Source organism: Guyparkeria hydrothermalis, from assembly GCF_023555385.1.
Classification (GTDB): domain Bacteria; phylum Pseudomonadota; class Gammaproteobacteria; order Halothiobacillales; family Halothiobacillaceae; genus Guyparkeria; species Guyparkeria hydrothermalis_A.
In genome coordinates this window covers 1,965,036-1,978,608 of sequence record NZ_JAJSED010000001.1, presented here as the reverse complement: position 1 = coordinate 1,978,608, position 13,573 = coordinate 1,965,036, and the positions used below count along the sequence as shown (strand labels likewise).

14 protein-coding genes and 3 tRNA genes are annotated in these 13,573 nt (G+C 65.9%); 10 read left to right on the top strand and 7 right to left on the bottom strand.

What is annotated here, in order from left to right:
* The first annotated feature begins 190 nt into the window (after window positions 1-190).
* The 9 genes from gshA to LV476_RS09220 all read left to right on the top strand — a co-directional run bounded on the left by gshA (window position 191) and on the right by LV476_RS09220 (window position 7,280).
* Window positions 191-1,534: a glutamate--cysteine ligase gene (gene gshA / locus LV476_RS09260; RefSeq protein ID WP_250075454.1), complete on the top strand. Its 1,344-nt coding sequence runs from the start codon at window positions 191-193 to the stop codon at window positions 1,532-1,534.
* Between the two features lie 28 nt (window positions 1,535-1,562).
* Window positions 1,563-2,507 carry a glutathione synthase gene (gene gshB / locus LV476_RS09255; protein WP_250075452.1) on the top strand — a complete coding sequence of 315 codons (945 nt, stop codon included), beginning with the start codon at window positions 1,563-1,565 and terminating at the stop codon, window positions 2,505-2,507.
* Entirely contained in the window at window positions 2,504-3,562 is a 1,059-nt protein-coding gene (locus tag LV476_RS09250) for an FAD:protein FMN transferase (protein ID WP_250075451.1), read from the top strand. Before gshB ends, LV476_RS09250 begins: the two co-directional genes overlap by 4 nt.
* A gap of 21 nt (window positions 3,563-3,583) precedes the next feature.
* On the top strand, window positions 3,584-4,366 hold the full coding sequence (locus LV476_RS09245; protein WP_250075448.1) for a TonB family protein: 783 nt from the start codon (window positions 3,584-3,586) through the stop codon (window positions 4,364-4,366).
* A 204-nt stretch (window positions 4,367-4,570) separates the two neighbouring features.
* Window positions 4,571-4,987, top strand: coding sequence for an RNA polymerase-binding protein DksA (dksA, locus tag LV476_RS09240; RefSeq protein ID WP_250075446.1), 417 nt, complete (start codon window positions 4,571-4,573; stop codon window positions 4,985-4,987).
* Between the two features lie 58 nt (window positions 4,988-5,045).
* A complete protein-coding gene (locus LV476_RS09235; RefSeq protein ID WP_250076316.1) occupies window positions 5,046-5,570 on the top strand; it encodes a peptidylprolyl isomerase in 525 nt (174 codons plus the stop codon).
* 41 nt (window positions 5,571-5,611) lie between these two features.
* A complete protein-coding gene (locus LV476_RS09230; protein ID WP_250075444.1) occupies window positions 5,612-6,748 on the top strand; it encodes a ribonuclease D in 1,137 nt (378 codons plus the stop codon).
* A 27-nt stretch (window positions 6,749-6,775) separates the two neighbouring features.
* Window positions 6,776-7,000 carry a BolA/IbaG family iron-sulfur metabolism protein gene (locus LV476_RS09225; protein WP_250075441.1) on the top strand — a complete coding sequence of 75 codons (225 nt, stop codon included), beginning with the start codon at window positions 6,776-6,778 and terminating at the stop codon, window positions 6,998-7,000.
* Between the two features lie 34 nt (window positions 7,001-7,034).
* The gene (locus tag LV476_RS09220) at window positions 7,035-7,280 is read left to right on the top strand and encodes a DUF1244 domain-containing protein (RefSeq protein WP_250076314.1); all 246 of its coding nucleotides are present in this window, start codon (window positions 7,035-7,037) and stop codon (window positions 7,278-7,280) included.
* An 83-nt stretch (window positions 7,281-7,363) separates the two neighbouring features.
* Here the strand turns inward: LV476_RS09220 and LV476_RS09215 are convergent, their stop codons facing one another.
* Window positions 7,364-8,380: a hypothetical protein gene (locus tag LV476_RS09215; RefSeq protein WP_250075439.1), complete on the bottom strand. Its 1,017-nt coding sequence runs from the start codon at window positions 8,378-8,380 to the stop codon at window positions 7,364-7,366.
* A gap of 99 nt (window positions 8,381-8,479) precedes the next feature.
* Here LV476_RS09215 and LV476_RS09210 point away from each other — a divergent pair, with 99 nt between their 5' ends.
* Complete coding sequence (locus LV476_RS09210) at window positions 8,480-9,241, top strand: spermidine synthase (protein WP_250075438.1); 762 nt, start codon at window positions 8,480-8,482, stop codon at window positions 9,239-9,241.
* 61 nt (window positions 9,242-9,302) lie between these two features.
* Here LV476_RS09210 and LV476_RS09205 read toward each other — a convergent pair.
* From LV476_RS09205 to nadA, 6 genes are all read right to left on the bottom strand, one after another.
* A tRNA-Asp gene (locus LV476_RS09205) sits at window positions 9,303-9,379 on the bottom strand.
* A 12-nt stretch (window positions 9,380-9,391) separates the two neighbouring features.
* Window positions 9,392-9,467 (bottom strand) — tRNA-Val (locus tag LV476_RS09200).
* A gap of 2 nt (window positions 9,468-9,469) precedes the next feature.
* A tRNA-Gly gene (locus LV476_RS09195) sits at window positions 9,470-9,545 on the bottom strand.
* A gap of 167 nt (window positions 9,546-9,712) precedes the next feature.
* Window positions 9,713-11,584, bottom strand: coding sequence for a cation:proton antiporter (locus LV476_RS09190; protein WP_250075436.1), 1,872 nt, complete (start codon window positions 11,582-11,584; stop codon window positions 9,713-9,715).
* A gap of 182 nt (window positions 11,585-11,766) precedes the next feature.
* Complete coding sequence (locus tag LV476_RS09185; RefSeq protein ID WP_250075434.1) at window positions 11,767-12,210, bottom strand: DsrE family protein; 444 nt, start codon at window positions 12,208-12,210, stop codon at window positions 11,767-11,769.
* 237 nt (window positions 12,211-12,447) lie between these two features.
* The gene (gene nadA, locus LV476_RS09180; protein WP_250075431.1) at window positions 12,448-13,554 is read right to left on the bottom strand and encodes a quinolinate synthase NadA; all 1,107 of its coding nucleotides are present in this window, start codon (window positions 13,552-13,554) and stop codon (window positions 12,448-12,450) included.
* Window positions 13,555-13,573 lie beyond the last annotated feature (19 nt).

The window sequence follows — 13,573 nt, the reverse complement described above, 5'->3', positions numbered from 1 at the left end:
TCCTTGCTGCTGGCCGATTCTTGCCGTGCTCCGTCCGGAATGTAACCAACGTGCTTCACTTTGGCAAACGCCCGCACGACCGACACGGCGGCGGAACAAGGCAGCGCCCCATCGTTTACAATACCGCCAGCGAACGCCTGCCGCCCACTGGCCCGCCACGCCACCCAGCGAAGAGCCTGACGAAAATTCGATGTCAAACAATCACTCAGCCCTGCAGATCGACAGCAACGAACTCACCCCGGAACTCGAGGCGAACTACTGCGGCCCACTGCTGATGATCGAATCCCACATCATCGAGAACCGCCGCCATATCGAGACGTGGTTCCGGGAGCAGTGGCGCCACACCCCTGCTCCGTTCTACTCGTCGGTGGACCTGCGCAATGCCGGCTACAAGCTGGGCCCGGTGGATACCAACCTCTTCCCGGCAGGCTTCAACAATCTCAACCACAGCTTCGATCCGCTGGTCGTCCAGGCGATCCAGTCGGCGGTCGAACATGCCTGCCCCGACGCACGCGGCATGCTGATCATTCCGGAGCGTCACACCCGCAACCAGTTCTACCTCGAGTCGCTGGCGACGATGGCGGAGCTGTTCGAACTGGCCGGCTTCGAGACGCGCATCGGCTCGCTCGACGAGTTGGACGAGCCCGCCCGCTTCGAGCTGCCCTCCGGGCGGACGCTGATTCAGCACCCGATCCACCGCGAGGGGCGGCGCATTGAGGTCGATGGCTTCTCGCCCTGCACCATCGTGCTCAACAACGATCTCTCCGGCGGGCGCGAGGAAATCCTCGACGACCTCGAGCAGACCGTCGTGCCGCCGACCGCGCTGGGGTGGTGGAATCGATCGAAATTCAACCACTTCAGCCACTACCAGGCGCTTGCCACCGAGCTGGCCGAGCTGATCGACCTTGACCCATGGCACCTGGCGCCGATGATCCTCGACTGCGGCCAGATCGACTTCATGAAACGCGAGGGCGAAGCCTGCCTGCAGGAGAAGGTGGGCGAAATGCTGGACGCCATCCAGAAGAAATACGACGAACTCGAGATCCGCGAGAAGCCGTTCGTGGTGATCAAGGCGGATGCCGGCACCTACGGCATGGGCGTAATGATGGCCCAGTCGACCGAGGACGTGGTGGGTCTCAACCGCAAGCAGCGCACCCGCATGGCTGCCTCCAAGGACGGTCGCGGGATCAACCGGGTGTTGATCCAGGAAGGGATCTACAGCTTCGAGCGCCTGGGCTCGAGCGGCCATGTCGCCGAACCGGTGCTCTACATGATCGACCGCCATGTGGTGGGCGGCTTCTATCGCGTGCACACCAAGAAAGGCCAGAGCGAGAACCTCAATTCGCCGGGCGCGGAATTCGTCCCGCTGCCCTTCACCCAGTCCTGCGTCACCCCGGCGCCGGATGCCTCGCCCGACAGCGACCAGAACCGGCTGTACTGCTACGGCGTGGTCGCTCGCTTGGCATTGCTGGCCGCCGCGCGAGAACAGCGCGACCTGATCGGCGGTCCAGCCGGTGACTCGGCCGCCGGCTGACCCCACCGACCGCAAGCGGAGCCGCCTCATGCGCATCGCCGTCGTCATGGATCCGATTGATCGGATCAAACCATGGAAGGACACGTCCTTCGCGTTCCTGCTCAGCGCCCAGGCACGCGGCTGGGAATGCTGGTACATCGAGCCCGAATGGCTGTTCTTTGCCGATGGCGCACCGCGGGCCGAGGCCGCGCCGGTCCACGTCGTCGATCGCGACCGGGACTTCCACACGCTGGGCGAGCGCTCTGCTCGCGCCCTGACGGACTTCGACATCATCCTGCAGCGTCAGGATCCGCCGATCGACCTCGACTACCACTACATCACCGGCCTGCTGTCGCTGGCCGAGCAGGCGGGTGTCGTGGTGGCCAACCGCCCCGACGCGGTGCGCGCGGCCAACGAGAAACTGCTGGCCCAGCACTTCCCCGACTTCTGCCCGCCGACACTGGTGAGCCGCTCGATTGCCCAGTTGCGCGCCTTCGCCGCCGAGCAGGGCGAGATCGTGGTCAAGCCACTGGACGCCATGGGCGGCAGTTCGGTCTTCAAGGTCCACGAGGACGACGTCAACACCCAGGTGATCCTCGAGGTCATGACCAAGGACCAGACCGAACTGGTCATGGCGCAGCGCTACCTGCCCGAGATCCGCACCGGCGACCGGCGCGTGCTGCTGATCGACGGCGAACCGGTCGACCACGCCCTGCTGCGCATCCCGGGGCAGAAGAGCTTCCGCGCCAACCTCGCCGCCGGCGGACGCGGCGAGGTGGTGCCGCTTCGCGAGCGTGACCGGGAGATTGCCGCGGCGGTCGGGCCGTGGCTGGCCGAACGCGGTCACTGGTTCGTCGGCCTGGACGTGATCGGCGACTGGCTGACCGAGGTCAACGTCACCAGTCCCACCTGCGCCCGGGAGATCAGCGCCGCCACCGGGCAGGACGTCACCGGACAGTTGCTCGATCACCTAGCGACACGCGTGCCGACGTGATCGACTCGCGGCGACGCGCCCTGCTGGCCGCGTTGGCCGGTCTGCCGGTTGCGTCCCTCCTGCCCGCCTGCTCGGACAGCCCGTCCCTGCGCGAGGGCGGCTTTTCGGTATTCGGCCAGGTCTGGACGCTGACCTTCCACGACACGTCACCGGAACGCATCAACGAGGCGCTCGGCACGGCCGAAACGATCGTCGAACCGCTCTATCGCCGCCTGCACCCATGGAAGGACAGCGAGCTGACGCGCCTGAACCGGCAGCTCGCCAGCCACGGCACGGCGCGAGCGAGCGACGACATCATCAGCCTGATCCGGGCCGCACGCCCGCTGTTCGAGGCCAGCGGCGGGCGTTTCGACCCGACCATCGGCGGGCTGATCGAACGATGGGGCTTTCATGACGACGGCGGGCGCCAGCAACGCACCGTCCCACCCGCGGAAAAGACACTCGACGCCTGGCTGACCGATGCCCCCTCGCTCGATGATGTCCATGTCGATGGCGACCGGATCCAGGTCGACAACCGACGGGTGCAGTTCGACTTCAACTCCCTGGCCGAGGGCTTCGCCGCCCAGCGCGTACTGGCCGCCATCGAGCAGTTGGGCGTGACCGACTGCCTGCTCGACACCGGGGGCGACCTGTACACGCTCGGTCGTCCCGGCGACCGCGACTGGCGGCTGGGCATCCGCGACCCGCTGGGCGATGCCCCGCTGGGTGGCATTGAGCTTGGCGGCCGGCGGGCGCTGTGCAGCTCGGGCAACTACGAACGACGCTTGGACTACCGTGGCGAAACCTTCGGCCACATTCTCGACCCCTTGACCGCCCGCCCCGCGCACAGCAACGCCGGCACCACCGTTCTCGGTCGCGACCCGGTGATCGCCGATGGCGCGGCCACCGCCTTGATGCTGATCGATCCCGATGAAGCCGGACGCTTCGCCCGGCGACTGGGACTCGACGGCGTCCTGCTTGTGACCGAGAATGGGCAGCCGTGGCGGGACAAGGGCATGCAGCAAGCGATGCAACCGTCGACCGCCGGCGAGACCACCGACTGGCAGACGATTTGACCATCAGCCGAGAGGGCAAGGATGCCAACCCAGAGAATCGCAACTGACGAGCGGGCCGCAGCCGCCGGAACACTCGGATCGAACCGCGTGCTCAAGGCGGCGATCGTGCTGGCCGTCCTGGTGCACATCGGCCTGCTGCTGGTGCACTTCACCCGCCCGGAAGTCGAACGCCAGCCCGTTATCGAGATCACCCTGGACGCGCCGGAGGCCGAGCGCAGCCTCGATGCCGGCCAACGGACCGATAGCGAAGCCCTCGACCTGCCGACCGATCCCACCTTGGCCGGGCAGGCCGGCCCCGACAGCGCCAGCGACACCCTGCGCGAAGACGGGCAAGGCCCCCAGCACGAGGGCGCGGGCGGTATGAGTGAAACCCCGCGCGACCTCTCGACCCAGGACCGCATCGACCGGCTCTACCAGCAGGTGAACACCGCCCTGCGGACGGGCTACGCCACCAGCCGCACGCAGCACGGCCCGCCCGGGCGGTACCTCGCGCGCTGGAAGCGCCAGGTCGAGGTCTACGGCAACGAACACTATCCGTCGGCGCTGGTCCAGCAGAACCTCTCGGGCCGGGTAATCCTGGAGGTCACGATCGGCAAGAAGGGGCATGTGCTCAATCTGGCCATCCGGCGTTCCTCGGGCAATTCGGTGGTCGACAACGCCGCGCGCAACCTGTTGCAGGCGGCGGCGCCCTATCCGCCGTTCCCGGCCGAACTCGCCGCCGAGCACGACCGGCTGGTGATCACCCGCACCTGGGTGTTCACCAGCGACCGCCGCCTTCGCGACGAAACTCCCACAAGCCCTTGATTGGCAACCGCCAAGCCGGCCGTGCGGGCGTTGCGCTGACCGAGCGGCACCCCTATACTTGCCCGTCGCCCGTCAACGGCCATGGACCGGATGACGAGGCAGGCAGCGGCCCACACCGACCCGCCGGGTCCCACGCCGCGAGTCGTCTTTCGGCGCATTCCATTTCAAATTTCAGCGTCTGCTCGGGCAGAGGTGGTGCAAAACATGGCAGTTGAACTCCCGGAAGGTTACAAGCCCTCGGAAGACGAGGAATACATGAACCCGATGCAGCTGGAGTACTTCCGGCAGAAACTCCTGACCTGGCGCGACCAGTTGATGACCGAATCGGATTCGACCATCAACCACCTGCGCGAAGAGAACTGGCAGGAGCCCGATATCAACGACCGGGCAACGCTGGAGTCGGACGCCGCCCTCGAGCTGCGCACCCGCGATCGCTACCGCAAGCTGATCAACAAGATCGACAAGGCCTTGAAGCGCATCAGCGACGGCGACTACGGCTTCTGCGAGGAGACCGGTGACGAAATCGGCCTCAAGCGCCTCGAGGCCCGCCCGATCGCCACGCTGACCATCGAGGCTCAGGAACGCCACGAACGCCTCGAGCGTGTGCAGCGCGATGACTGATCTCGCTCGACGCGTCACCGGGTGGTTCATCGGCGCCGGCCTGCTGCTTGCCGGCCCGATGGCGATGGCCGAGACCCAGGTCCGCATCGAGACGAACCAGGGACCGATCCTGGTGGAACTGTTTGACGAGCGCGCCCCGGCCACCGTCGACAATTTCCTGACATACGTGCGCGACGGCTTCTACGACGGCACCATCTTCCACCGCGTGATTCCGGATTTCGTCGCCCAGGGCGGTGGCTTCACCGCCGACTTCACGCGCAAGGAAACTCGCCCGCCAGTGAAGAACGAGGCCGACAACGGTATCGGCAACACCCGCGGCACCCTGGCCATGGCGCGCACCGCCGACCCCGATTCGGCCACCGCGCAGTTCTTCATCAACCTCGCCGACAACGACTTTCTCGACCGACGCGACGACTCCGCCGCCGGAGCCGGCTACACGGTGTTCGGCGAGGTGATCGAGGGCATGGAAACGGTCGATCGCATCGCGAACCTGCCAACCGGCGCGGCAGGCCCGTTCCGCAAGGACGTCCCGCGCGAGACGGTGCGGATCGACTCGGTGCAGATCGTCCAAACGGCCGACTGAACCGGCGTGGGCAGACCCAGCCACAGCGCCCGCTGCCCCTCATGACGCCGGACGCGCCCGACGTCCGGTTCGTCATCCGCTCCGAGGCGCTCGACGCGCTGCTCGTGGCGATGGCAAGAGCCAGCTACCTACCGCTGGATACCGAGTTCGTCCGCGAGCGCACCTATTTCCCTCGCCTGGCCCTGCTGCAGATCGCAACGGACGACACGGTCTGGCTGGTCGATCCGGAATCCGACATCGACCTGACCCCCTTCTGGCAGGCACTGGTCGCCACCGATGTGCCGGTGATCCTGCATGCCGGTGATCAGGACCTCGACTTGATCCTCTCGGCCGCCGGGCATCTCCCGCGCGACGTCTTCGACACCCAGATCGCCGCCGAGCTGCTCGGCATCGGTGGACAGATGAGCTACGCCGCTTTGGTCGAAAGCCTCTTGGGCGTGACGCTCGACAAGGCCGAGAAGCGCAGCGACTGGCTTGCACGCCCCCTGAGCCCGCAGCAGGTCAACTATGCCGTGCAGGACGTCGCCCAGCTGCATGCCCTCTATCCGATGCTGAAAGCGCAGCTGGCCGACCGGGACCGGCTCGACTGGATGGCCGAGGAAGCACACCGCCAGCTCGACCCACAGCGTTTCATGCCGCATGACGAGCAGCGCTGGAAGAAGGTGCGCGGCGTCCAGACCCTCAGCCGTGCCGGACTCGCCGTACTGCGCGAACTGGCCGCCTGGCGCGAGCACCGGGCCCGCGAACTCGACCGCCCGCGCCGATGGATCTGGGGCGATCAGGCCATGCTCGATCTGGCCCACGCCATCGTCCGCGACAAATCTCCCGCCACCACGGCGAGCATCGACGAACGCCTGATGCGAGGGAAGTCGCCCCCGGCCAAGGACCCCGCGGCCCGCCGCGAACTCGCTGCCGCCGTCAGCGCGGCCCTGGCCGACGACCCCGACGACTGGCCACGGCTGCCACGTCCCCCCGCCCTGCCTCCCGAGCAGCGCGAGCTGGTAAAATCCTGGCAGACCCAGTTGGCAGGGATGGCCACCGAGGCCGGCATTACCGCCTCAAGGCTGGCCACCAGCGCCGAACTGAAACAGCACCTGGCCAATCCGGATCGGCCTTCTCGACTCACTCGGGGCTGGCGCGCGGCGCTGCTTGCCCCGATCCTGCAGGCACAAGACTGACGACTACGACCGGAGGACCATCCGCAGATGACCGACAACGAGATCATCGAGCTGATCCAGGCCGAACTGCCCGACGCCCGCGTACGGCCGGACGGCGAGGGCTGCAATTTCCGCATCGCCGTGACCAGCAGCGCCTTTGTCGGCAAGTCCCTGCTGCAGCAGCACCAGATCCTCAACCGCATCCTCAAGCCAGCGCTCGAATCCGGCGACCTGCACGCGGTGACCTACGACACCCGCACCCCGGACAGCTGAGCCAACCGTTTCAAGAGGCATTCCGACCATGGCCATCGATTCCAGCAACCGAGACCAACTCGAAGCCGCCGCTTTCCGCCGGCTCGTCGCCCATTTGCAGGAGCGCACCGACGTGCAGAACATCGACCTGATGAATCTGGCCGGGTTCTGCCGCAACTGCCTCTCGCGCTGGCTACGCGAGGAAGCCGAGAAGCAGGGCATCGAGCTGGCCGATGCCGACGCGCGCGAGCACGTCTACGGCATGCCCTACGAAGAGTGGAAGGCGCGTTACCAGAAGTAAGACGCCGGACCACTCTCCCGTACAGAAAAACGCCCGAGCGGCTGATCGCTCGGGCGTTTTCGTTTCAGAACAGGGGCAAGGAGCTACACGAGCGAGGGCCACTTGCCGTTTTCCAGCGCCTTGGCCGCCCGTTCACGATAGAACTCGACCTGGGCGTTCTGGAACGGCTGTGTGTCGTTCGCCGTGATCACCCGGTACCAGCCGGTGTAGATCGCAAGCAAGTCGTCGACGCTATAACCGGACAGCTCTCGCGGATCGGCGCTCTGCTGGGCCAGCTCAGCCAGCTGCTGTTTGAGGATCTCGTGCAGACGGACGATCACCGCCGCGATCGGCTCGTCCCGATGCGACGGCGTGGTGCCGCCCAGCATCCGCCCGGCCTCCTTGACGGCCCCAGGATGCGACTCGAGGACCTTGGCCACCTCGTCGAGCATTGGCGCCGCCTTCTGCAGCGCTCGGCTCGCCGGCACCGGGAACCCCCGGCCCTGCGTCGACTCGACCTGCAGCTTGGCGATCTTCATCGCGGTCACCATGTCGGGCAGACCGACGTTGCGGGCACGGCGAATGGCGACATCGAGCCGGTCCGGCGTCATCCCCATGCCGCTGCCGAGGTACTTGAGGTAGGCGATGCTGAGGTTCTCGCGCTCGAGGTACAGCTGGCTGCCGCGCCGATAGGGCATCACCTCGTCGACAGCAAGCCGCTGCTCGATCACCAGCTTGTCGGGGTTGTCCGAGAGGATCTCCGCGCCCGCCAGCGGCGTCCCGCCCGATGGGTGGCAGGTGCCGGCCAACGTCTTGTCCTTGCCGGTCACCACCTCGTCGATCTTGACCGTCAGGGTGCCGTCATCGTGGATCTCGTCGACCAGGCCCACCGCGTATCCGTCCCGCTCGGGATTGGGCTCGAACATCGGCACGAACACCTTCTCGCCCACCTCGAACGACGCGGCCTGCAGCGGCGCACCGATCAGCAGCAAACCGACCGCCAGCCAGGCGGCCCGCCCGCCCCGGATGAAAGCCGACGCCCATTCACGGATAATGGCCCAGGTAATGGCCGCGGCACCCGCGATGCCGCTCCAATCCGCTGACAGGTTGATCCTCATCATCGTTACCTCGATTCTCGTGTTTCTCATGCCTCGCGCACCGCATTGTCCCAGACCACAGCCGATGGCCATCGTTCACGGCGCATGCGTGGAAGGGTCCGCATGAAAGCGCGGTTGGTCGAACGGTTGGTCGACGAATTCGGGCCGCTGGAAGTCTACGAGCAAAGCGGCGAGATCGCGCTGCATTTCGGCAACCAGACCGCGCAGTCGGCATGGCGCCCCGACATGCCGGAGCAACTGTGTTTTGCCTACTACCGGGGACTGACCCTGCCGCTGGCGCTCCACTCGAACCCCGACCACATCGGGCTGTTCGGGCTGGGGGGCGGCGTCATGGCGAAGTTTCTTCTCGAACATAGCGAGTCTAGCATCCATGCCGTGGACCTGCGCCCGGCACTGGCACCGTTGGCTGAGCGTCATTTCGGGCTCGACCTCGATCACCCGCGACTCGATCTGCAGTTCGCCGACCTGTGCGCAGCGGCATGGCAACCGCCCGAGAGGCTGGACGTCGCGCTGGTCGACCTGTTCGACGAGAGCGGCATGACGCGCCTGCCCGATGACGCCGTCGACCGCCTCGCCGGCGCGGTCGCTCCCGACGGCCTGTTGGCGGTGAATCTGTGGCGCAGCAGTATGCCGGCAGTGGTCGAGATCCATCGCCAGCTGTCGGCCCACTTCCATCCCGATGCGCTGGTCGCCCACGTGCCCGATCGCCTGAACACGCTGATGATCTATCGGCGCGATGCCTGGCGACCGGAGGACCTGGAGGCGGGCGTGAAACGCCTGACGGCCGCACCGCGTCCACTGCGACGGGCGCAGGGAGAGGCGTGGCAATGGCTGCAGCCACTACGGGGACAGCGGCGGCGCTGACTCACTTTCGTTATCGCCAGACGAAGAAAGGCCCGCCATGGAAGGCGGGCCTTTCGGGATGTGGCGCAGCGGACGGGACTCGAACCCGCGACCTCCGGCGTGACAGGCCGGCATTCTAACCAACTGAACTACCGCTGCTTGTAGAGATGATGGTGGGTGGTGAGAGGCTCGAACTCCCGACCTAAGCCTTGTAAGGGCTCCGCTCTACCAACTGAGCTAACCACCCAATGGAGCGGGAAACCGGATTCGAACCGGCGACCCCAACCTTGGCAAGGTTGTGCTCTACCAGCTGAGCTATTCCCGCACATCTCACGCAATCGATTGCTCGACCGCGTTTGCTAGAGCGCGCATTATACAAAGCCGAATCGGTGACGCAACCCCTTTGGCGCGCCGATGACGAAAAAATTTCGCCCCACCGAAAGACCGCGCCGCCATCCCCTTGATCGCAGGCCGAAATTGGTCGGGGAACGATCAACCGGGCAGCCGCTCGGCACCGGCATCGCCGCCGTTCGTCCCCGAACGAGACGCCGGCCGCTCGGTTTCCGAGGTCGGCTCGTACAACCCGATCAGCACCCAGCCGGGCCCCGGCCGCTGGCTGGGCTCCTCGCTCAAGGGCCGCAGGTTGCCGTCGGGGCTGATGCCGAACAGCAACTCACCGCGCCCCTCGTAGTGCACCACGTACTCGCTGTAGCCGAAGCTCTCGGTCAGGCGTGTGCTGAACAGCTCCGCACCCGCCTCCATCAACCGGAACAGGTGCCCCAGCGAGACCCCTTCCCGGAACAGGTTGCGGGCATTGAACTGGGTGGTGATGCGCTGATTGTCGGACCCGCTGACCTCCTGCGGCGTCTGCAGGACGAAGACGTTCGACTGGCCGAACTCGTGCCGGTAGCGGACCGCGGCAAGGTTATTGATCTCCGACTGGGCGGACATGGCGAACATCTGGCCGATCCCGACCAGATCGAGCTTGCGGTCGGCGGCCTCCGAAACGGGGTTGCCGTAGTAGGTCTCCAGCCCGTCCATGCGCGCCTGGCGGATCTCGCTGTAGTTGCCGTCGGCAATCACCGCGCGAAAGCCGTGCTTCTTGAGCACCTTGGCGATCTCGCGGGTCACGCGATTGGCACCGACGATCAGCACCCCCCGATCCTCCGGCAAGGCAATGTCCAGCGCTCGCGCCAACGGCCGCGCCGTCAGGGAGGCAAGGACGACAGTGCCCACGATGATGCTGAAGGTCAGCGGCACGATCACCACGGCACTCTCGTAGCCTTCGTCGACCAGCTTGATGGCAAACAGGCCGGAGACGGCAGCGGCCACGATGCCACGCGGGCCGATCCAGGCAATCATCAGTTTCTCACGCCAGTTGAGGTCACTGCCGATCGTCGACAACCACACCTTGAGCGGCTGCGCGATGAACACGATCGACGCGAGCACCAGCGCCGCGCCCAGGCCGACCTGACTCAGCGTGGCTGGCTCGATGCGCGCAGCCAGCAGGATGAACAGCCCCGAGATGAACAGGATGCTCAGGGTCTCCTTGAAGTGCAGGATGTCCTCCAGCGGCACCCCCCGCATGTTTGCCAGCCAGATGCCCATCACGGTTACCGCCAGCAAGCCGGACTCCTCGGCCAGCACGTTGGAGGTGGTGAACACGGCCAGCACCGAAGCCAGGACGGTGACGTTGATCAGGTAGTCCGGCAAGGCATGCCGCGAGAGCACCTGCCCCAGCAACCAACCACCGACCACGCCCAGGAACGCGCCGATCAGGACTAGCTCGAGGAACGGCAGGATCACGCCACTCATGCCAACTTCCCCGGCCTGCGACTGGGTGACGATGAACTCGAACACCAGGACGGCCAGCAGCGCACCGATGGGATCGATGATGATGCCCTCCCAGCGCAGGATCTTCGTGACCCGCGCGGTGGGGCGGACGATGCGCAGCAACGGCGCGATGACCGTGGGGCCGGTCACCACCACGATCGCCCCGAACAGGAAGGCGATGGGCCACTCCAGGCCGACGAACCAGTGCGCTGCCGTCGCGGCCACCCCCCAGGAAATCGCCGCGCCCAGCGACACCATCCGCAGGATCGTCGAGGACACCCCCTGAATGTCGCGAAACCGCAGGGTGAGACTGCCCTCGAACAGGATCACGCCCACGGCCAGCGACACGATCGGGAAGAGCAGATCACCAAAGAGCGCATCGGGCTCGAGCAGACCGAAGATCGGCCCCAATGCGATGCCGATCAGCAGGAGGAACAGGATCGGCGGCACCTTCACCCGCCAGGAAAGCCACTGCGCGGCAATGCCGAGCACGACGATGGCGGTCAGAGAAAGAAGAATGGAATCGTGCATGCAACTGCTCGAAGGGAACCAGTCGGCATGATAGACGCTCGGCGCGTCCGCCGACGAATCATCGCCGAGACGATCGCCCGGCCCGATGGATCGGAACGAAAAATCCCGGGGCGAGCCCGGGATCATGACAGGTGTCGGCCGCCAACAGGCGGCCGACGATCAGGCAGGCCCTGCGGCCTGGCTTACGGATGGATGTAAGCCCAGCCCGCCTGTTGCTGGTCGGCGAGGTAAGCGACGCCGGACGGCACGATGTCGTCCTCGTCTGTGTAGTACAGATCGCTCACCTCGAGGCCTTTGCCGCGCAGCGTGTTGGCGCAGACCTTGAACTCGACGTTGTTGGCCTTGAGGTTGTCGATTGCTGCGGCGAGCTGCGGATCCTTGCGCGCCTCGGTCATCATCTTGATGCCACCGCCGTGCACCACGATCTCGATCTCGGTCTCGGGGCCGGAAGGCGAATTGACGTGGTTGGTCGCGTTGCGCAGACCGGCCTTGATGGTGTTCATGTCGGACTTGTTGAAGTGATAGACCACCTGCTTGGTCTTTTCGGTCTCTGCCATGGCGGTGTTGGCCTGCAGCGCCAGCGGGGCGGCGATGATCAGGGCGAGCATGGTGAACAGCTTCTTCATGTTTCTCTCCGTGTCTTGTTGTGGAAACAGCGAATTCACCCTACGACGCGAATACCCGAGTGTGGAACTGAATTTTTCTTATCAGACGAGTGCCTGCATGAATTAAAAGGGTTGCGAATATTCGCACGTATTTGTGTGCTAAATCATGAATATACGGACACCCTCATCCGGAGCGGCACAAAAAAAAGCCCGCCACGGAGGCGGGCCTGCAACCGGGCTCACCGGCCGAGCCGGGCATCAGGCGTCGTTGTTGCCTCGGGTGACGATGCCCTTCTGACGGGAGAAGTCGAGCATGCGCTGGATCGACTCGACCGCCTTGACGCGGATCGCCGGGTCGACGCTGATCTCGTGGCCTTGCGGGTGCTTGAGGGCGTCGCGCACGCTCACCAGGCCGTTCATGGCCATCCACGGGCAGTGGGCGCAAGAGACGCAGGTGGCCGAGCGGCCGCCGGTGGGTGCCTCGATCAGAGTCTTGCCGGGGGCGGCCTCGGCCATCTTGTGGAAGATGCCGCGGTCGGTCGCCACGATCAGCGTCTCGTTGGGCAGCTCGGTAGCCGCCTTGATCAGCTGCGAGGTCGAGCCGACGCGGTCGGCCATCTCGACCACCGCCTCGGGCGATTCCGGGTGGACCAGGATCGCCGCCTCGGGGTGCTTTTCCTTGAGCTCGGCGAGCGCATCGGCGCGGAATTCGTCGTGTACCACGCAGGAGCCTTCCCACAGCAGCATGTCCGCGCCGGTCTTGTCGCGGATATAGCGACCCAGGTGCTTGTCCGGCGCCCAGAGGATCTTCTCGCCGCGTTCCTTGAGGTGCGAGACGATCTCGAGCGCGTTCGAGCTGGTGACCACCCAGTCGGCGCGCGCCTTCACCTCGGCCGAGGTATTGGCGTAGACCACCACGGTGCGGTCGGGATGCGCGTCGCAGAATGCGGTGAATTCCTCGGGCGGGCAGCCGAGATCCAGCGAGCACTCGGCATGCAGCTCCGGCATCAGCACCCGCTTCTCGGGGCTCAGGATCTTGGCCGTCTCGCCCATGAAGCGCACGCCGCACACCACCAGGGTCTGGGCCTCGTGCTCGGCGCCGAAGGCAGCCATGTCGAGCGAGTCGGACACCCGCCCGCCGGTCTCGTCGGCGAGAATCTGCAGGTCCTCGTCGACGTAGTAGTGAACCACCAGCACGGCGTTCTGCTCGGCCAGCAGTTCCTTGATCTCGGCCCGCAGGGCCTCGCGCTCCTCGGCGGTCACCGGCGCGGCCGGCTTCGAGGCCAGCGCGATGCGGGCGATCTCGGGTTCGAGTGCAACGGGGATCTCGCGCGCGGCGCGATCGGATTGGGCATTCGCGGTCATACGGCCTCCCGGAAAGGAC